The organism is Ruegeria sp. HKCCA4812 (genome assembly GCF_013034245.1).
Classification (GTDB): Bacteria; Pseudomonadota; Alphaproteobacteria; order Rhodobacterales; family Rhodobacteraceae; genus Ruegeria.
Window position 1 is genome coordinate 342,494 of record NZ_WQFQ01000003.1, and the last position, 17,341, is coordinate 359,834.

General features: G+C 59.5%; 20 protein-coding genes. 7 read left to right on the plus strand and 13 right to left on the minus strand.

Annotated features, from left to right (window positions below; all coding sequences use genetic code 11):
* Positions 1–143 precede the first annotated feature (143 nt).
* The gene (locus tag GOW04_RS12040; protein WP_171232692.1) at positions 144–497 is read right to left on the minus strand and encodes a hypothetical protein; all 354 of its coding nucleotides are present in this window, start codon (positions 495–497) and stop codon (positions 144–146) included.
* 213 nt (positions 498–710) lie between these two features.
* Between GOW04_RS12040 and GOW04_RS12045 the strand changes: the two genes are divergently transcribed.
* Positions 711–1,700 (plus strand): glutathione S-transferase family protein, encoded by a 990-nt coding sequence (locus GOW04_RS12045; protein WP_171232693.1) that lies wholly within the window; start codon positions 711–713, stop codon positions 1,698–1,700.
* Here the strand turns inward: GOW04_RS12045 and GOW04_RS12050 are convergent.
* Positions 1,682–2,044: a response regulator transcription factor gene (locus GOW04_RS12050; RefSeq protein ID WP_117869888.1), complete on the minus strand. Its 363-nt coding sequence runs from the start codon at positions 2,042–2,044 to the stop codon at positions 1,682–1,684. The genes GOW04_RS12045 and GOW04_RS12050 overlap by 19 nt on opposite strands.
* A 185-nt stretch (positions 2,045–2,229) precedes the next feature.
* On the opposite strand from GOW04_RS12050, the gene GOW04_RS12055 reads away from it, so the two are divergent.
* From GOW04_RS12055 to GOW04_RS12070, 4 genes are read left to right on the plus strand one after another with little or no spacing between them, the layout of a single operon-like run.
* Positions 2,230–3,195, plus strand: coding sequence for a threonine-phosphate decarboxylase (locus GOW04_RS12055; protein ID WP_171232694.1), 966 nt, complete (start codon positions 2,230–2,232; stop codon positions 3,193–3,195).
* The gene (gene cbiB / locus GOW04_RS12060; protein ID WP_171232695.1) at positions 3,192–4,112 is read left to right on the plus strand and encodes an adenosylcobinamide-phosphate synthase CbiB; all 921 of its coding nucleotides are present in this window, start codon (positions 3,192–3,194) and stop codon (positions 4,110–4,112) included. Before GOW04_RS12055 ends, cbiB begins: the two co-directional genes overlap by 4 nt.
* A 12-nt stretch (positions 4,113–4,124) precedes the next feature.
* Complete coding sequence (locus GOW04_RS12065) at positions 4,125–5,288, plus strand: lytic murein transglycosylase (protein WP_171232696.1); 1,164 nt, start codon at positions 4,125–4,127, stop codon at positions 5,286–5,288.
* Positions 5,289–5,337: 49 nt separating this feature from the next.
* Entirely contained in the window at positions 5,338–6,024 is a 687-nt protein-coding gene (locus tag GOW04_RS12070; RefSeq protein ID WP_171120294.1) for a hypothetical protein, read from the plus strand.
* 12 nt (positions 6,025–6,036) lie between these two features.
* Here GOW04_RS12070 and GOW04_RS12075 read toward each other — a convergent pair whose 3' ends face one another.
* The 4 genes from GOW04_RS12075 to GOW04_RS12090 form a co-directional block, all read right to left on the minus strand.
* Positions 6,037–6,387 (minus strand): hypothetical protein, encoded by a 351-nt coding sequence (locus GOW04_RS12075; RefSeq protein WP_171232697.1) that lies wholly within the window; start codon positions 6,385–6,387, stop codon positions 6,037–6,039.
* A 53-nt stretch (positions 6,388–6,440) separates the two neighbouring features.
* Positions 6,441–9,896 carry an AAA family ATPase gene (locus GOW04_RS12080; protein ID WP_171232698.1) on the minus strand — a complete coding sequence of 1,152 codons (3,456 nt, stop codon included), beginning with the start codon at positions 9,894–9,896 and terminating at the stop codon, positions 6,441–6,443.
* 140 nt (positions 9,897–10,036) lie between these two features.
* Positions 10,037–10,444 (minus strand): hypothetical protein, encoded by a 408-nt coding sequence (locus GOW04_RS12085; RefSeq protein WP_171232699.1) that lies wholly within the window; start codon positions 10,442–10,444, stop codon positions 10,037–10,039.
* Between the two features lie 44 nt (positions 10,445–10,488).
* Positions 10,489–11,682, minus strand: coding sequence for a PLP-dependent aminotransferase family protein (locus GOW04_RS12090; protein WP_171232700.1), 1,194 nt, complete (start codon positions 11,680–11,682; stop codon positions 10,489–10,491).
* 150 nt (positions 11,683–11,832) lie between these two features.
* Here GOW04_RS12090 and GOW04_RS12095 point away from each other — a divergent pair, with 150 nt between their 5' ends.
* Complete coding sequence (locus GOW04_RS12095; protein ID WP_171232701.1) at positions 11,833–12,603, plus strand: FCD domain-containing protein; 771 nt, start codon at positions 11,833–11,835, stop codon at positions 12,601–12,603.
* 42 nt (positions 12,604–12,645) lie between these two features.
* Here GOW04_RS12095 and GOW04_RS12100 read toward each other — a convergent pair whose 3' ends face one another.
* The 6 genes from GOW04_RS12100 to GOW04_RS12125 all read right to left on the minus strand — a co-directional run bounded on the left by GOW04_RS12100 (position 12,646) and on the right by GOW04_RS12125 (position 16,251).
* Positions 12,646–13,479 carry a hypothetical protein gene (locus tag GOW04_RS12100; protein ID WP_171232702.1) on the minus strand — a complete coding sequence of 278 codons (834 nt, stop codon included), beginning with the start codon at positions 13,477–13,479 and terminating at the stop codon, positions 12,646–12,648.
* Positions 13,480–13,680: 201 nt separating this feature from the next.
* Positions 13,681–14,241: a F0F1 ATP synthase subunit B gene (locus GOW04_RS12105; RefSeq protein ID WP_170344804.1), complete on the minus strand. Its 561-nt coding sequence runs from the start codon at positions 14,239–14,241 to the stop codon at positions 13,681–13,683.
* Between the two features lie 5 nt (positions 14,242–14,246).
* Positions 14,247–14,798 carry a F0F1 ATP synthase subunit B' gene (locus tag GOW04_RS12110; protein ID WP_171169212.1) on the minus strand — a complete coding sequence of 184 codons (552 nt, stop codon included), beginning with the start codon at positions 14,796–14,798 and terminating at the stop codon, positions 14,247–14,249.
* Between the two features lie 86 nt (positions 14,799–14,884).
* Positions 14,885–15,109 (minus strand): F0F1 ATP synthase subunit C, encoded by a 225-nt coding sequence (locus GOW04_RS12115; protein ID WP_005981269.1) that lies wholly within the window; start codon positions 15,107–15,109, stop codon positions 14,885–14,887.
* A 48-nt stretch (positions 15,110–15,157) separates the two neighbouring features.
* On the minus strand, positions 15,158–15,916 hold the full coding sequence (locus tag GOW04_RS12120; RefSeq protein ID WP_152457047.1) for a F0F1 ATP synthase subunit A: 759 nt from the start codon (positions 15,914–15,916) through the stop codon (positions 15,158–15,160).
* 2 nt (positions 15,917–15,918) lie between these two features.
* The gene (locus GOW04_RS12125) at positions 15,919–16,251 is read right to left on the minus strand and encodes an AtpZ/AtpI family protein (protein ID WP_152457046.1); all 333 of its coding nucleotides are present in this window, start codon (positions 16,249–16,251) and stop codon (positions 15,919–15,921) included.
* Between the two features lie 231 nt (positions 16,252–16,482).
* On the opposite strand from GOW04_RS12125, the gene GOW04_RS12130 reads away from it, so the two are divergent.
* On the plus strand, positions 16,483–16,818 hold the full coding sequence (locus tag GOW04_RS12130) for a helix-turn-helix transcriptional regulator (protein ID WP_171232765.1): 336 nt from the start codon (positions 16,483–16,485) through the stop codon (positions 16,816–16,818).
* Here the strand turns inward: GOW04_RS12130 and GOW04_RS12135 are convergent.
* Complete coding sequence (locus GOW04_RS12135) at positions 16,815–17,228, minus strand: universal stress protein (RefSeq protein ID WP_171232703.1); 414 nt, start codon at positions 17,226–17,228, stop codon at positions 16,815–16,817. The two genes, GOW04_RS12130 and GOW04_RS12135, sit on opposite strands and share 4 nt — an antisense overlap.
* Between the last annotated feature and the right edge of the window lie 113 nt (positions 17,229–17,341).

Here is a 17,341-nt window from a genome sequence, read left to right on the forward strand (position 1 = left end):
AAACCCTGCCCTCTTTTCACAGGTGCCGGTTGCCTTGGTTGAGGCCGCTTTGGGCCGCGCGTGCCTGCCATTAGGCTGGCACCGCTGGCCTTTGGCATCGACCAAACCCTGGGCCAAATGGGAGTACCAGTTGAAATTCGCCCCTAGTCGTCACGCCCCAGCAGGGCGATCGGCGCATCGGGCGCGCGGTAAAAGTCAAGCGGCGCGCTGTCATGGGCGGCCGTGCTGCGTTTGAATTCATACCGCATCTCACCGCCTTCATCCTCATCCGCGACGATGAGGCATTGATAGAGGTGGTTGGCCCCGTCAAAGATATCAACAAGCCCGCGCAAGCGCGGCGTGGTTTCCGCTTCAACCGTAAAACCGTCTTTCCACAATTTGAGTATTTTGTAGGTATTGTCGCCCATCTCCACCCGTAAACGGCTGGTTTTTTTCAATGTGGCGATTCGGGCCGCGTCCAACTCGGCGCGTATTTCCTTTGAAACATAGGTACTCATTAATCCGTTCCCCCGTGAATGACTTCTATTGTGCGGGATAAGTTGTAAAAATCCAGTGAACCACGTCACAGAAACACGATCCGGCCGAGGTTTGTTGCACAGAAATCCCGAACTCGACTGTGCGCGGATGCAGAGCATTTGCGCGGGCGCTCGCATAGGAAGATGCAAGCCTTGGCCCTATGTTTTTCGAAACGCACATGCGGAGGAAAAGACATGGGCCTGCTGGTCGACGGAAAATGGCAAGATACCTGGTATGATACCAAATCCACGGGTGGTGCATTCAAGCGCAGCGCAGCGCAGTTTCGCAATTGGTTGACCGCTGACGGCAAGGCGGGGCCATCAGGCAAAGGCGGGTTCAAAGCAGAACCCGGGCGCTATCACCTGTACGTCAGCTATGCCTGCCCCTGGGCCCATCGCACGCTGATTTTTCGCGAGTTGAAAGGGCTGAGCGATCTGATCTCGGTGTCGGTCGTGCATCCGGACATGCTGGATCAGGGTTGGACCTTTGAAACAGACGCTCACGGCGCGACAGGAGACGACCTTTATGGGCTGGGTTTTGCGCACCAGATCTATACCAAAGCCGATCCAGCCTATTCGGGTCGCGTGACCGTGCCGATCCTGTGGGACAAGCGGCAGGAAACCATCGTGTCGAACGAAAGCTCGGAAATCATCCGCATGTTCAATTCGGCCTTCGACGGGGTCACCGGCAATACCGATGATCACTGGCCCGAAGCGATGCGCGCTGAAATCGAAGAGGTCAACGCGCGCATCTATTCAGACGTCAACAACGGCGTCTACAAGTCCGGCTTTGCCACCTCGCAAGCGGCCTATGACGCCGCCGTGGGCCCGTTGTTCGACACGCTGGACTGGCTAGAAGATCGTCTGGCCCGGAACCGTTACCTGATGGGGGATCGGATCACCGAGGCTGACTGGCGGCTGTTTACGACGCTGATCCGCTTTGATCCGGTCTATCATCTGCACTTCAAATGCAACAAGCGGCGCCTGATCGATTACCCGAACCTATGGGCCTATACGCGTGAACTGTACCAATGGCCCGGCGTGGCGCCCACCGTGAACATGAACCATATCGTGCGCCACTACCACTACAGCCATGACGGCATCAATCCGCACCGGATCATTCCGGTGAACCCGGTGCTGGATTACACAGAACCGCACCGCCGCGATCAGCGCCCTGCTGCGTAATGCTCGACCATCGCCGCCAGATCCTCTGGCGGTGTTTCGCTTTGCACATAAGCACAGGCGTTCGGGCTGTGGGCAAATATCGATCCATCCGAGAAGAAAGTGGTGTTGGTCACAAAGATCACCCGCGCCTGGGGGCGGCGATAGCTTGCAAAATCGGCCACGGCCAATGCACTTCCGGTTTCCAGGACCAGATCCAGCACGATGATTTCGAAATCCGTGCCGTACAGCGCCAGAATGGCGGCTTCCTGCGTCTCGACCAGCGTGACCTCGGCGCCCTGCCGTTCCAGATGCCTTTTCCAGACCCGACCAAGGTCGGGATTACTCTCAACAATCAGAACTTTCATTTGCAACAACCTCGGCACTTGGTATGGTGAGTGGTGCCGACCCCCGTGGTCCGTGATCTCGTTATTTCCTTAACAAAGTGTTAACAGCAGCCCCACAGGCCCGTGAACAGGCGGATTTGCTTGTGTAAGAGGCGAAAATCCGCTTGAAGCGGGCCAAAAGCGGTAATTTCTCGCAGAGAGAGCAGATGAACACTTTGGACGAAGATCTGGATCCACGCGCGGTTCGTGACCATGGCGGCGGGTTGGACAAGGCGATTGTCAAATATGGCGGGCAACGCACCGACTGGATCGATCTGTCCACTGGCATCAATCCTCATGCCTACCCCGTGTCCGGCCTGACGGCCGGGGATTGGGCCGAATTGCCGGATCACGGGGCGTTCGAACGGCTCAGCGATGCCGCGCGCCGGTTCTGGAACGTGCCGCAGCGTGCCGCGATCCTACCCGCGCCCGGAGCGTCGGCGATCATCGCGCGTCTGCCGGCGCTGACTGCAATGGGTACGGTACAGATCACGCCACCCACCTATAACGAACACGCCGCCGCCTTTTCGGCGCAGGGGTGGAAGATACGGCAAGACGCGCCCAGCGACGCCCGCGTGATCGTACATCCGAACAACCCGGACGGGCGTATCTGGCAGGAAAGCGACGTATCGGCACCACTTACCGTGATTGACGAAAGCTTTTGCGACGTCATGCCGGACAAGTCCTTGATCCATCTGGCAGACCGCCCCGGCGTGATCGTGCTGAAGAGTTTTGGCAAATTCTGGGGGCTGGCCGGGGTAAGGCTGGGGTTTGCCATCGGACGGCCGGATATGATCAGTCGGTTGAACGATCTGACCGGCCCTTGGTCGGTATCAGGCCCGGCCTTGCGGGTCGGCACACAGGCTTTGATGGACAACCGCTGGGCGGACGCCACGTGTGCGCGTTTGGCTGACGAGGCCTCCAGGCTGGATGCGCTGGTCACGAGAAAAGGGGCCAAGGTGATCGGCGGCACCAGCTTGTTCCGACTCTATCAGGTCGACAACGCCGCCCATTGGCAAGGTCGTCTGGCACGGTCCCACATCTGGAGCCGCATCTTCCCCTATTCTGAAACCTATCTGCGCCTTGGGCTCCCGCCCAAGGATGGATGGAACAGGTTGGAGGCCGCCCTGTGAGCCCTGGCCTGATGCTGGTCTGTGCCATGTGTCTGGACGCAGCACTGGGGGAACCCGACTGGCTCTGGTCGCGCGTCAGGCATCCGGCGGTGATCATCGGCAACCTGATCGGCTGGCTGGATACACGCCTGAACCACGGGGCCCAGCGCCGTTCAAAAGGGGTAGGTGTGCTTGTCCTGCTGGTTTGCGGCGCAGGGGCGCTTGGCTGGGGTTTGTCCCTGTTGGGGCCGGTGATTGAAATCCTAGTCTGCGCGATCCTGTTGGCGCAAAAATCGTTGGTCACCCATGTGCGCGCCGTGGGCGAAGGGCTGATGGCCTCGCTGTCAGAGGGGCGGGCACGGGTGGCCATGATCGTCTCGCGCGATACACGGGACATGACCGAGGCACAAGTGGCACGCTCGGCCATCGAAAGCGCCGCTGAGAACCTCAGCGACGGCGTCATCGCGCCTGCTTTCTGGTTTCTGATTGCCGGGTTGCCGGGGCTGCTGGTCTATAAGGCGGTGAACACGGCCGACAGCATGATCGGATATCGCAACGAAACGTACCGCGCGTTTGGCTGGGCTTCGGCACGGTTCGACGACCTGCTGAACCTGATCCCAGCCCGCCTGACCTGCGTGATGATCGTGGCGCTGTCGGGCCAGTGGTCGCGCTGGCGCGAAATCTTGGCAGATGCGCACCGTCACATCTCGCCCAATGCGGGCTGGCCCGAGGCCGCCATGGCCCGCGCGCTGAACGTCGCCCTAGCCGGGCCGCGCAGCTATGACGGCAAGGTGCGGGATCTGGCATGGGTCAATGGCAACGCTCAGCGCGAGATCGGAGCTTTGGACATTTTCCGCGCATGTCGCATGTTGTGGCGTGTTTGGGGGCTTGCGCTTGGGCTCGTGTCGGTGTCGGTTGGGATCGACCTGATTTACTGACGGACATTTGTCATGCGTTTTCTTTCCGGCCTGATCGCCGCCACCTTGTTTGCCCAACCTGCCCTGGCCCAATGTGGTGGTGGCTTCAATTCCTTTGTCAAAGGGCTAAAGGCCGAGGCCGTGCAGCAAGGCTTTGACAAATCCACCGTGAACGCATTTTTCAAAGGCGTGCAGCAGGACAGCGCCGTGCTGAAGGCCGATCGGGCGCAGGGGGTGTTTCAGAAACCCTTTATCGAGTTTTCCCAGCGGCTGATCTCGGCCAATCGGATCGAACGCGGGCAGGCGATGTCGCGCAAATATGACGCGGTGTTTGACCGGATCGAAAAGCAATACGGCATCTCACGCGGGGTGTTGCTGGCCTTCTGGGCGTTCGAGACCGACTACGGATCCTTTCAGGGCGACTTCAACACCCGCAATGCACTGGTGACTTTGGCCCATGACTGCCGTCGCCCCGACCTGTTCCGCCCTCAAATCTTCGCGGCCATCGAACTTTATCAGAATGGTGATTTCGACCCGGCCCGCACAACGGGCGCGTGGGCCGGGGAAATCGGTATGGTCCAGATGCTGCCGCGGGACATTCTGGAAAACGGTGTCGATGGTGACGGCGACGGGCATGTCCGCCTGAAAACCTCGGCCCCCGATGCGCTGATGTCCGGGGCCAAGATGCTGTCGCATCTGGGCTGGCGCGCAGGCGAACCGTGGCTGCAAGAGGTCGCGGTGCCCGCGCAGATGGACTGGTCTCTGTCCGGCCCCGGCAAGCCCCGGTCGGTGGCCGATTGGCAGGCCATGGGCGTTCAGGCACGCAGCGGGTCGCTGGCAAACCTGCCTGCCTCGCTGATCCTGCCCCAGGGGCACAAGGGCCCGGCCTTTCTGGCCTATCCGAATTTCGACGTCTATTTCGAATGGAACCAGAGCTTTGTCTATGTATTGACTGCCGCCTATTTCGGGACACGTCTGGAAGGGGCACAAATTTATGATGCTGGCAACCCCACGCCGGGCCTGAGCGGCGCGCAGATGAAGCAATTGCAAACCAAGCTGCAAGCCAAAGGATATGATGTGGGCAAGATCGACGGGATTCTGGGTGCCGGTACCCGCGCCGCAGTGCGGGCCGAACAGGTGAGATTGGGATTGCCTGCGGATGCATGGCCGACGGTGGAGTTGCTAGGACAATTATAGTGTCTTACTAAGTCTTGCATTTAGCAGAAGTCTTCAACTTGCGGTCATGATGCCAAAGCTCTCCAGCAATCGCTCAAAATTTCGACGCGCTACCGTGATTTCAATTGTATTGCTTCTTATTGTCCCTTTCATCTTGCCATTGCGCAAGATCGACAAACCAGAACAAGGCAACTCTGACAGGCCCTCAACTGAGACAGTTTGTGGAGAAGGCTATTTACCATTGATTTCAAGAGAGACAGCTGTGTGCTTTGTGGTCTCCCCCGCTTGGTCAGACGATAAGATTGCCTGGCTATCCGAGGATGCAACCTCAGTCTATTGGCGACACCAAGATCTAGAAGCACTAGAAATTCATGTGCCCGAAGGGACGCTTGGCATATCATTGCGAGCCATATTGAATCCAAACTACTCCCCACTCAAAAACCCGCAAACCGTGTCTCGTCTTTATTCACAAGTAGATTTTATCGGCCAAGAAGACGACGATAAAGCTTTGCTATGTCGTGAATCGCTGAACCCGCTGGCCGCTGAGTTAGGTGGAAAAGGCTGCGACTTACTTCTATACGTTTCTGACGATATATTCGCAGAGATCAGACTTGTAACCATCAATCATCATGGCTCAGTCTATGATTGGCCTGACGTTGATCCTAAGAATATTAAAGCTTGGCGGCGGAACATACTTATCGTTCAAAGTGCCGTTTCCGAACTTGTCCGTCCTCTCGCGGCGAAGAAAGAACACTAATCATGGTACGCACTACTCCGGCCGCACCGGATAGCGGTCGCCCTTCTCGTCTATCAGGATCAGTCGCCCCCCGCTACGCACGTACAGATCACAGCGGCTGAACCCATTGCGGTACGCGATGCACACGCTGCCATCATCGGCAATCGCGTAAGTTCCAAAGGCAGATTCTCCGCTTGCGTATGTGTAGGAATAGGCGCCCCCGGCCGAGAATTTGGCCTGTCCGTCGTCGTAAAAGGTCAGTGTCTGCCCCGCCAAAGCATCAAGCTCTGCGGCTGTAAGGGGCGTATCCCCGGTTTTGACGGGCCAGTCGGCTGCAAATACAGGGCCGGCGGCGATGAGGGCGGGGATCAGGAAGTGCGTCATGCGCTCACGTTAGCGCGATAAAGCCGCAACCGTCATAAACTTCCAGTGAGCGGTCAGGCGACCATCTGTTCGGCCTTCTTCAGATCGACCGAAACCAGTTGGCTGACTCCCTGTTCCTGCATTGTGACACCGAAAAGGCGATCCATGCGCGCCATCGTCACCGCATGGTGGGTGATGATCAGGAACCGCGTGTCAGTCTGGCGGCACATCTCGTCCAGCAGATCACAGAAACGCGTCACGTTTGCATCATCCAAAGGCGCATCAACCTCGTCCAGCACGCAGATCGGAGCTGGATTGGCAAGGAAGACGCCGAAAATCAGCGCGGTCGCCGTCAGGGTCTGTTCTCCGCCCGACAGCAGGCTGAGAGTCGACAGTTTCTTGCCAGGCGGCTGGCACATGATCTCAAGGCCCGCATCCAGCGGGTCGTCACTTTCGACCATCACAAGATTGGCCTCGCCGCCCCCAAAGAGATGCTTGAACAACATGGCAAAGTTCGAATTCACCTGTTCAAACGCGGTCAGCAACCGCTCGCGCCCTTCGCGGTTGAGGCTGGCGATCCCGCTGCGCAGCGCCTTGATTGCCTCTTCCAGATCGGCTTTTTCACCGCTGAGCGTGTCGAACTCTTCTTGAACCTCCTTGCTGTCCTCTTCGGCGCGCAGGTTCACCGCACCCATTGCGTCGCGTTGGCGTTTGTGGCGGTTCACTTCGGATTCCAGAACATCCGCAGCAGGCATCTGGTCGGGGTTTACATCCAACTGATTCAGTAACTGGTTCGGGGTCAGCTGCTGATCTTCGGCAATCCGTTCGGCCGCCGCGACAACACTTTCCTTGGCCGCGTCACAGCGCGCCTCGGCCGCGGCACGGCTTTCGCGCGCTTCTGATGCCAGACGCTCGGCTTCCCGTTCGGCCAGAACGATTTCACGGTGCATAGCCTCGGCTTCGGCCAATTTGTCGGCGGCTTCGGCGCGCCGTGCTTCGGCGGCTTCGATCTGTTCGTTCAGCTCCTCACGCGCCTCGGCGATTTCGCCGGGCACGGCCATGGCCTCGGTCAGCTCTTCTTCCGAGCTTTCCTTGCGCTCGGCAAGTTCGGAAATCCGCTTTTCAGCCGTTTCCAAACGGTGGCGCCACCCGCTGAGATCTTTCGCGACCTCCTGGCTGCGACGCGTTCGGGCGTCCCCCTCGCGGCGCAGCTCGTCATGGGTCGAACGGTGGGTCAGCATGGTGATCCGCGCCGCCTCGACCGTCTGCTTGATGTCTTCGACCTGTGCGCGAGCACTGTCGAGATCACCCAGACCCGCCAAAGCCGCTTCGGCCTCGCGCAGTTGCGCGCGGGCGGCCGTGGCGTCGTCCTTGTGGCGGTCAACGGCGAGGGTCAGAGTTTCCAGCTTGCCCTGGGCCAGATTGCGGTCGGCCTCGGCCCGCGACAGTCCGCGCGCGGTTTCGGCCATGCGCTGATCAGCAGCACGGCGGGCCTCACGCGCGCGCCGGTCGGCCTCGGTCACGTCCGCCAATTGCTGAGACAGCGCCTCATGCGCGGCACGGGCGCCGTCAGCCTGTGCTTCGGCACGGGCAAGGTCCTGTTTCAGTGCTTCCAGCCTGTTGAGCTGCTCCAACCGCAGAGCAGCAGCACTTGGCGCGTCTTCGGCCCAGGCACGGAACCCGTCCCAGCGCCAAAGGTCGCCCGAGCGGGACACCAGACGCTGGCCGGGTTTCAGCGATGCCTGCAACCGTGCGCCCTGATCCGCATCCACCAACCCGATTTGCGCAATGCGTCGGCTGAGACGATCGGGGCCCGATACATGAAGCGCCAGAGGCTCGGCCCCTTCAGGCAATGGCTGGTCGCTGTCATATCCAGCCATCTGCACCCAGCCGGATGGCCCGTCACCCTCGACCAGCGGCGCGCGAAGATCGTCGGCCAGAGCAGCGCCCAAAGCCTTTTCATAACCGGGTTCGACGCGCAGCAGGTCCAGCACCTGACCGCCTTCCGCCGTGTCGCGTTCCACCAGCTTGGCCAGCGCGGTGGTTTCGGCCCGGATCGCCCCCAGCTCGCCTTCCGCTTCGGAACGTCGCGCCCGGGCTTCGGCTTCGCGCCCTTGTGTTTCGTTGCGCAGTTCATCCGCCGCGGCAAGCGCCTCTTCGGCGGCTTCGACTGCTTCTCGGGCTTCTTCTTCGCCCGATTGGGCGTCTTCAAACGCCTCGCTGGCGCGGATCAGGGCGGTTTTCGCCTCGTCCACGGCCTGCCGGGCTTTTTCCTCTTCACCCTCGGATCGGGCCAGCGTCTTGCGGCTGTCTTCGACCAGACGCTGGGCGGACTGGTGCCGGGCGACAAGACGGGCCATATCTTCGGTTTGCTGCGACAGGTAGTCTTCGCGTTCCTGTAGGATCGAGGCTGCCTCGCGGGCGATTTCCGCCGCTTCGGCCACTTTCTCATCGTGACCTTCTGCCGCCTTGGCCAGTTCGCGCGCTTCCCATTCCAGCCGTTCAATCATTTGTCCCGCATCGCGGTTCAATCCGGCTTCGCGTTCGATATCGTTGGCCAGCTGCTGGATTCGGTTGGTCAGCGTCTCAATCGTTTGACGGGCGCGGGTTTCCTGATCGGACAATTGGTCGCGCTGCACCTGCTGGCGTTGCAGCACGGCGGCGGCAATGGCCTCCTCCTCGCGCAGCGGCGGCAGGGTTTCCTCGATCTCGGCACGTTTTGCGGCGGCAGCGCGGGCTTCAGCCTCGGCACGGGAGGCTTCGGTGATCCGCTCACGCAGTTTTTCTTCGGCCTGCTGGCGGGCCATGTCGGCCTCTTTCCAGCGTCGATACAGCAGCATCCCCTCGGCCTGACGCAGCTGTTCGCCAATTTCACGATAGCGGGCCGCCTGACGGGCCTGACGCGCAAGCTGGGCCAGTTGTCCGCCCAACTGCTCCAGCACGTCATCGACGCGGGTCAGGTTGGCTTCGGTGCCTTTCAGCTTGAGCTCGGCCTCATGGCGACGCTGATACAGGCCCGAGATCCCGGCGGCCTCTTCCAGAATGCGGCGCCGGGCGCGCGGCTTGGCGTTGATCAACTCGGCAATGCGGTTCTGTCCGACCAACGCGGGCGAATGCGCACCGGTCGAAGCATCGGCAAACAACATCTGCACATCACGCGCACGAACGTCTTTGCCGTTCGTCTTGTAGGCGCTGCCCACATCGCGGGTGATGCGGCGAACGATTTCCAGTTGATCGCTGTCGTTGAACCCCGACGGCGCCAGACGTTCCGAGTTGTCCATGGTCAGGACAACTTCGGCAAAGTTGCGCGCGGGCCGCGTGGCGGCCCCGGCAAAGATCACGTCTTCCATCGCGCCACCGCGCATGGATTTGGGGCGGTTTTCGCCCATCACCCAACGCAAAGCTTCCAGAAGGTTGGATTTGCCGCAACCATTCGGGCCCACCACACCGGTCAACCCGTCCGCGATGATCAAATCGGTCGGATCAACAAAGCTTTTGAAGCCGGTCAGTTTGAGCTTGCTGAAACGCAATGGCTGCGTGCCCCATGATTCCTGTGCATTGGAAGTCTGCGCAAGGGATGGGGTCTGAGTCAACGGAGTTGCGCAGGATATGGGATATCACCCCAAGTTATCCACAACATCTTGCCAAAATACGCAAGAACGCGCGCATCTCAATACGGCGTGCATTCAAAGACCTGATACCCGTTTTCCCCACCGACGTTTTCATAAAGACCAAAGTCGATGCATTCGTAATGGGGGGTCGAGACGGCCGTCAGCAAAAGCCGCTCACCCACATCACGGTCACACCCCAAAACCCCAACGGTCACGGCTGCGTCCCCCAGCACGTCCAGAATCGGACATCCCGAAACCTGCGCCATCGCCAAAGCGGCGCGATCCCGGACCGGGCCCAGCCGAGGGGCGTATTGCGCGTTGATCCGCACAGCCTCGGCCAGGTCGCCGCGCACACGTACATCGAAGACACTGCCATTCACAGCCACGCGCGTGGCGGGAACGTCACGGAAATGCGGAGTACCGGCGGCGCAGGCGGCCAGCAACAGAGGTGCGAGAAACCGGATCATGCCGCAGAGTTGCAGCATTTTGGTTAACAGAACCTTTCCGGACGTCAGGCCCGCAGCACCTCTCCCAGTCGGCGAATGCCTTCGCGTATTGTCGCCTCGTCAGAATTCGAAAAACTGAGACGGATCGTGTTTGCCCCGCTGCCATCCGGGAAAAACGCCTGCCCCGGAACAAAAGCTACTTTGACGGTGTCCAGCGCACGCGCCAGCAGGTCAGAGCCAACCGTCCCCTCGGGCAACGTGACCCAGATGAACATCCCCCCTTCGGGACGTGTCCAATCCACCCCGTCAGGCATATGCTGGTCCATGGCGTTCAGCATCACATCACGACGGGCGCGATAGACATTTCGTACTTTCGGAATATGGGTGTCGAAACAGGCCTGCGCCACCTGATGCACAGCCATCTGGTTGATGGTCGCGGAATGAAGGTCGGCTGCCTGTTTCAACAGCACCATCTGGGAAATGACTGGCTTGGACGCAACGACCCATCCCATACGCAAACCCGGCGACAGCGTTTTCGAGAAACTGCCGCAATAGATCGTCCGACAGTCCTCGATTGACCCTTTGCGGGCCTGCTCCAATGACAGTATGGGGGGGATCGGATCCCCGTCATAGCGCAGAGCCTGATAGGCTCCGTCCTCTATCAACGCGCAATCCAGTTCCTCGGCCAGATCCAGCAGAGCCTCTCTGCCCTGCAAGTCCACGGTTTCTCCTGTCGGGTTCGCAAAATCCGCCGACAGATAGGCAAATTTCACTGCGCCTGCGCCCGCTGCGGCCTTGTATTCCTTGGCCCCCTGATTGCCATTGGGCCGGTCAAAGCGTGGCTCGTAGGCGTTGAATGCAGCCAGCGCGCCCAGATAAGTGGGCCACCCGACCAGGGCCGTGTCACCGGGGGACAGGAACAGCTTGCCCAGATAGTCCAGCGCCTGCTGTGACCCCGAGGTGATCAGGATGTTGTCGATGTCACAGGCCACTCCGATTTCGCGCATGTGCTGCGCCAGCCACTGCCGCAATGGGACATAGCCTTCGCTGACCGAATATTGCAGCGCCTGCGCTTGCAAATCCGGCCCCAGGGCCTGCTGAAACGCCTGTGCAAACGCATCGGCGGGAAACAGTGCGGGATCAGGAATCCCACCGGCAAAGGAAATGATGCCGGGTTGGTCAAGCAGCTTCAGCAATTCGCGAATCTCTGACGCTTTCATTCGCGAGGCCCGGGTGGCAAACAAAGGGTGTTGGGACATGAGGCTCCTCCGATCTCAATTCGGTGCAGCCTAAGCTCTCCACTATTAAAGTCAATATTGCTGACCTAATTATTCAATGGATGCGACCGGGGATTCTTGAACAGCACCGGCGTCCATGGTCAAATGAATTGACCAATTTCGGAAGATGAGATGCCATTTCACAAAGTTCAGACGGAAAAGCTGTCGCTCGCAGTCGTTCGCCAGATCGAGCTTTTGATCCTGCGGGGCATCCTACGCCCCGGCGAGCGCCTGCCATCCGAGCGGGAGTTGGCAGAGCGCATGGGCGTTTCGCGCCCGTCCCTGCGAGATGCGATTTCCGACCTTCAGGAACAGGGGCTTTTGACCGCGAAGGCCGGATCCGGGATCTATGTGGCCGAGGTTCTGGGCTCTGCCTTTTCCCCGGCACTGATCCGTCTGTTCGGCAGCCATGAAGAAGCCGTATTCGATTACCTGTCCTTTCGCCGTGACATGGAAGGGTTGGCGGCGGAACGGGCCGCGCGCCTGGGGTCAGACAGCGACCTGAAGGTCGTTCAGGCGATCTTTGACAAGATGCAGGCGGCCCATAACCGAAACGCTGCGAATGACGAGGCGCAGCTGGACGCCGAGTTCCACATGGCCATCATCGAAGCCAGCCACAATGTGGTGATGCTGCACATGATGCGGTCGATGTATGACCTTCTGGTGCAGGGGGTGTTCTACAACCGTCAGACCATGTTCCGTCAGCGCGCCACCCGCGAGGCCATCCTGGATCAGCACCGCGCCATCAATGCGACGCTGCAAGAGCGTGATCCTCTGGCCGCCCGAAATGCAATCGAACGCCATTTGGATTTTGTGGAACGCTGCATGGCGGACCAGCAAAGGGCCGATCGGAACGAAGCTATTGCGCAACAAAGGCTGCAACACGAAACCGGGCGGGGCTGAGCGCGGTCCGGATTTTGCAGACTTGGCAGGGCAAGGCCGGGACTAGGCAGCGCCTGACGCGGCTGGCAGCAGATGTCGGGGGAACGGCGCGCCGCTGCCTTCTCCCAGACGGTTCTCCGCGGCCAGTGTCGTCAGCGCCGGGTCGATGAACAGCCTTGCGCCGCGATCTCTCAGACGTTTGTGCAGCATTACATGTTCGCACACCTGTTGGCCTTTTTCGTCCCGGCAAGTATAGCGCAACCCTCGCAGCGCGCGGGATTTATACAACCCGGCACCGCCGAATGCGCTGTCGACCGGGATCAGGGGCGTATCGGCAGGAATGTGAAACTGGCGGTCAAAAACAGCGGACTTCATGACAGACCGGCGCCAATTGCGACGCCCGAACAGCGGCCGGCGCGTGCTTTGAATGCGTTGCCACACGTCTTCATCACACCAACCCGAACAACGCAAAGCGTAGATATCGTCATATGCTGGTTTTGGGTTGGCGAAAACACCCTCCCACAACGGGGCGACCCGCTGCGCTGCTGTCAGAACCGCCTGAGCATCCAGGCAGGTATTCGGCCCATCTAGATCCAACACCAGCGTCAACTCAAGGTCCTTGTCCTGATCCTCGAGTTTTTTGAGAACTGCATTTCTGGCCGCCGTGATACGCTCGACCCGGTTTGGCAATTCTGACGCAAGACCATCCAGTCGCAGGATATCGACATGCCTTTTTTGACCCGCATAGTCGGACAACACCTGATCCGTACCGTCCGTGTTGTCGTTCGTGGCAATGGTGACGGTGAACCGGTGCAACTGCGCAGACAGGTTTTCGATCCTGTTGATCGTGTCGATCAACGCCGACCCGCCATTTCGGACGACGCCGACAATATTCATCGAAACTGCGTTGCCTGACACCGCCTGTCTTTCCCTGTTGTTTTCACGCCCCCATCAGGGCGCTCCTATCAACCTGATCCCCGGCAGGTCGTAGGATTCGGAGTGTTTGAAACAACAGAAACAGAAGCATGGCAAAAACAAAAGACCCGACAGCCAAAAGCTCTCGGGTCGTCTGTATCACGTGTCTGTCGGGGTCACCCGTCAGTGCAGCTTGGCATCCACATCTGCAATCGATGCATCGATCAGCTTGTTGGCCTGCGCGGCGGTCATTTGCTTTGCCAGAACCGAGCTGGCCGCCGAAACCGCAACCGATACGGCCTGATCACGCACTTCCTTCAGTGCAGACGCTTCGGCCGAAGCGATCTGGTCCTGAGCTGCGGCCAGACGACGCTCGATCGACTTTTCCAAGTCAGCTTTCGCCTGTTCTGCCGCCAAGGCCGCGTCTTCCTTCGCTGCCGCGACAATCGCATCGGCCTGCCCCTGAACTTCACGCTGCTTGCGCTCGTACGAGGCCAGCAAACTGCGGGCTTCTTCATGCAGAGCACGGGCTTCGTCCAGTTCGGACTTGATGCCTTCGGCACGGTTGTCCAGCGCGCCACCGATCATACCGGGGACCTTGAAGTAGAACAGGACCGCGATGAAGACGATGAAGCCCAGAAGGACAACAAAGTCGGTATTGCCAAGCGAAAAGAACGGGCCGCTTGCAGCCAGCGCGGGGCTGGCGGCACCAACGGTCAGGATAAGGGCAAGAGTGTTCCGCATGTCACTTATCCTTTCGTCTGTGCGTCTACTGCACTGTCGATGGCTTTGGCATCTGCCTCGCCGCCCAGTGCGGTGACCAGTTCAGCCGCCGTATCCTTGGCAACCACTTGAATGCTTTCCAGCGCACCGGCACGGATTTCGGCGATTGCCTTTTCCGATTCAGCCGCCTTGGCAGCGATTTCCGCATCCGCCTTGGCAATCGCGTCATCCAGTCCAGCCTGAATTTCAGCGCGTGCTTCGGCAGCGATACGCTGCGCTTCGGCACGGGCATCGGCCAGCGCCTTGTTATAGGCCTCTTCGGCCTCGACCGCCTTGGCCTTCAGATCTTCGGCCGCAGCCAGGTCATTTGTAATGGTCCCCTGACGTTCAGCCAGGATTGCCGCGATGCGCGGCAAAGCCACGCGGGACAGGACCAGAAAGATGACGACCAGCGTAATGACCAGCCAGAAAATCTGGTTGGGGAACCAATCGAAGCAGAGCTGTGGCATCCCGATGGCAGAGCCATAGGAGTCGACGCACGAGCCGGCTACCTCTTTTGTAAGGGGTTCAGTCGCCATGATATCCTCCGTCGGAAACTTGTCTTTACAACAGGTGGGCCGCTATGGCTTGGACCCACCTGCGCGTAAGGATCAGGTTCCGCAGATTATACGGCGAACATCAGCAGCAGCGAGACCAGGAATGCGAAGATCCCCAGGGCTTCTGCGAATGCGATACCGATGAAGAGGGTTGCGGTCTGCGAAGCAGCCGCCGAAGGGTTGCGAAGGGCGCCGGCCAGGAAGTTGCCTGCTACGTTGCCCACCCCGATTGCGGCTGCGCCGGAACCGATTGCTGCCAGGCCTGCGCCGATGTGTGCGAGATCGCCTTCCATGATGTATCTCCTTACGAATTGGAAGTTTCGATGTTGGGGTATCGGACCTTAGTGCGAAGGATGCAGCGCATCTTTCAGATAAACACAGGTCAGAATGGTGAATACGTAGGCCTGAATGAAGGCCACCAGGACCTCAAGACCATACATAGCGGTGATCGCCAGAACCGACACGGGCGAGATCACAGCAATCGCGGCGAAGCCTGCGAAAACCTTGATAACCGCGTGGCCCGCCATGACGTTGCCGGCAAGACGAATGGAGTGGCTGACCGGGCGTACGAAGTACGAGATCAGCTCGATGATCGCCAGGATTGGGCGCAGTGCCAGAGGCGCGCTGGAGACCCAGAACAGACCCAGGAATGCGGCGCCGTTCTTCACGAAACCCAGCACGGTCACGGTCAGGAACACGGCCAGCGCCAGCGGGATGGTCACGGCGAAATGCGACGTGGTGGTGAACGAGGTCGGGATCAGCCCCAGGAAGTTTGCGCAGACGATGAACATGAACAGGGTCATGACATAGGGGAAGTATTTCACGCCTTCCTTGCCGCAGATGTCTTCCAGCATCTTGTAGATGAAACCATAAGCCAGCTCGGCCACCGACTGCATACGGGTCGGAACGATGGCGCGTTTCGAAGTGGGCAGTACCAGCAGAGCGATTATGGCCAGCACCGCAAAGAACAACCACAGGGTCACGTTGGTGACGGTGAACATGCCTACTGCACCGTCGCCGAACAGCGGCTTGACGATGAACTGATCCATCGGGTGGAATACCAGGCTGCTGCCTTCTGCTGCGGTGGTCTCGGTTGCCACGTTCAGTCCCTCTCGTCCTTCTCGGCAGCCGTTGCCGCCGTTTGTTTCTCTTGAACCTCTTTCGCGCTGCGGAGCATAACCTTCACGCCCGCGACAAGGCCCAGCAGTGTGAACAGCACCAGAAAGATCGGGATCGTCCCGAGCAGGCTGTCCAGCCCGTATCCGATGCCAAATCCGATCCCCAGACCGGATACCATTTCGATGACCATCCGCCAGGCAAGCTCGCCCCCGGACACGTCAGCGTCCGCACGAGGTTTTGGCGCTTTGGCCTTTTTCGCCGCTTCGATCTTGGCCTCAAGCTGCGCCATACGCTGCTTTTGGTCATCATCGGTCACGGGCGTTTCCCTCGTACAATCTTGGGCATGGTGCTAAGGCGCGAAGCGCGCAGAGTCAACGACCTTGAACGCCCTCATTGACGCAGCCTAAACCTTTGAAAATTTTATGATTTTCAGAAGTCACAGGGCGTGTCATTGGTTTCGAGGGCCACCGTTGTGCCGCCAAAGCCCAGAATCCGCATATTCAACCAAATGGTTGACCAATCCCGGCAGCTATGGTTGAGCGGACGCATGTCCAACGATCTCGACACCGTCTTTGCAGCCCTCGCCGACCCCACCCGCCGCGCCATTCTGGCGCTGCTGCTGGAGGATGACATGGCGGTGACGGATGTGGCCGAACCGTTCGAGATGTCGTTGGCGGCGATCTCCAAACACCTGGTCATACTGACCAAGGCCGGTCTGATCAGTCAGGAAAAACGCGGGCGGGTAAAATGGTGCAAGCTGGAACCCGACGCCTTGCGCGCCGCTTCGGTCTGGATGCAGGGGTTCGGACAATTCGAGCCCGTCAATCTGGACGCGTTCGAACGGTTTCTGGAAGCTGAACTGCCAAAGTCGGGCGAGGCCTAGCGCACCACAAAAACAGACATGCTGGCGTGTTTCGCCAGATAACCGGCGTGGCTGGAAAAAATATAGTCGGTGATCCGGGGCGCGTGGGTGCCGACAATGACCAGATCTGCGCCGATCTCCTCGGCCGCGCGGGTCAGATCGCTGTCCACCTCAGCGGCAACGTCGACCGAGTGGATTTTGCGCATCGAAACGTCTGATCCACTTTCTGCGGCCAACTGTTCGGTGAACCCCGCCAATTCCTTGTCGATCTCGGCCTCGGTTTCCGAGGATTCACCCATATGGGCCCCGGTGACGCTGACCAGAGTGATTTTGGCGCCCTGCCACTTTGCAACCTGCCCGGCAACATCGGCTGCTTTGCGAACTTCGGGCGGTAGATGCCGGTCAACCGGCAACATGATATGTTTGAACATGATCTCCTCCATTTGCCTGCCAAAGAGGTTATGGAAGGGCCCACAGGGGTGCCTTGATCTGGCTCAACAAATTCCACCGCTGGAATACATCTTGGATCTGCCGGGTTTTTCCA

What these genes read in the sequence shown, in the direction of transcription:
- GOW04_RS12115 (WP_005981269.1), bottom strand. Translation starts at nt 15,109, where the DNA reads ATGGAAGGCGATCTCGCACACATCGGCGCAGGCCTGGCAGCAATCGGT.
- GOW04_RS12050 (WP_117869888.1), bottom strand. Translation starts at nt 2,044, where the DNA reads ATGAAAGTTCTGATTGTTGAGAGTAATCCCGACCTTGGTCGGGTCTGG.
- GOW04_RS12055 (WP_171232694.1), top strand. Translation starts at nt 2,230, where the DNA reads ATGAACACTTTGGACGAAGATCTGGATCCACGCGCGGTTCGTGACCAT.
- GOW04_RS12110 (WP_171169212.1), bottom strand. Translation starts at nt 14,798, where the DNA reads ATGGCGACTGAACCCCTTACAAAAGAGGTAGCCGGCTCGTGCGTCGAC.
- GOW04_RS12100 (WP_171232702.1), bottom strand. Translation starts at nt 13,479, where the DNA reads ATGAATATTGTCGGCGTCGTCCGAAATGGCGGGTCGGCGTTGATCGAC.
- GOW04_RS12040 (WP_171232692.1), bottom strand. Translation starts at nt 497, where the DNA reads ATGAGTACCTATGTTTCAAAGGAAATACGCGCCGAGTTGGACGCGGCC.
- GOW04_RS12075 (WP_171232697.1), bottom strand. Translation starts at nt 6,387, where the DNA reads ATGACGCACTTCCTGATCCCCGCCCTCATCGCCGCCGGCCCTGTATTT.
- GOW04_RS12070 (WP_171120294.1), top strand. Translation starts at nt 5,338, where the DNA reads ATGCCAAAGCTCTCCAGCAATCGCTCAAAATTTCGACGCGCTACCGTG.
- GOW04_RS12065 (WP_171232696.1), top strand. Translation starts at nt 4,125, where the DNA reads ATGCGTTTTCTTTCCGGCCTGATCGCCGCCACCTTGTTTGCCCAACCT.
- GOW04_RS12045 (WP_171232693.1), top strand. Translation starts at nt 711, where the DNA reads ATGGGCCTGCTGGTCGACGGAAAATGGCAAGATACCTGGTATGATACC.
- GOW04_RS12130 (WP_171232765.1), top strand. Translation starts at nt 16,483, where the DNA reads ATGTCCAACGATCTCGACACCGTCTTTGCAGCCCTCGCCGACCCCACC.
- GOW04_RS12085 (WP_171232699.1), bottom strand. Translation starts at nt 10,444, where the DNA reads ATGATCCGGTTTCTCGCACCTCTGTTGCTGGCCGCCTGCGCCGCCGGT.
- GOW04_RS12090 (WP_171232700.1), bottom strand. Translation starts at nt 11,682, where the DNA reads ATGTCCCAACACCCTTTGTTTGCCACCCGGGCCTCGCGAATGAAAGCG.
- GOW04_RS12135 (WP_171232703.1), bottom strand. Translation starts at nt 17,228, where the DNA reads ATGTTCAAACATATCATGTTGCCGGTTGACCGGCATCTACCGCCCGAA.
- GOW04_RS12105 (WP_170344804.1), bottom strand. Translation starts at nt 14,241, where the DNA reads ATGCGGAACACTCTTGCCCTTATCCTGACCGTTGGTGCCGCCAGCCCC.
- GOW04_RS12095 (WP_171232701.1), top strand. Translation starts at nt 11,833, where the DNA reads ATGCCATTTCACAAAGTTCAGACGGAAAAGCTGTCGCTCGCAGTCGTT.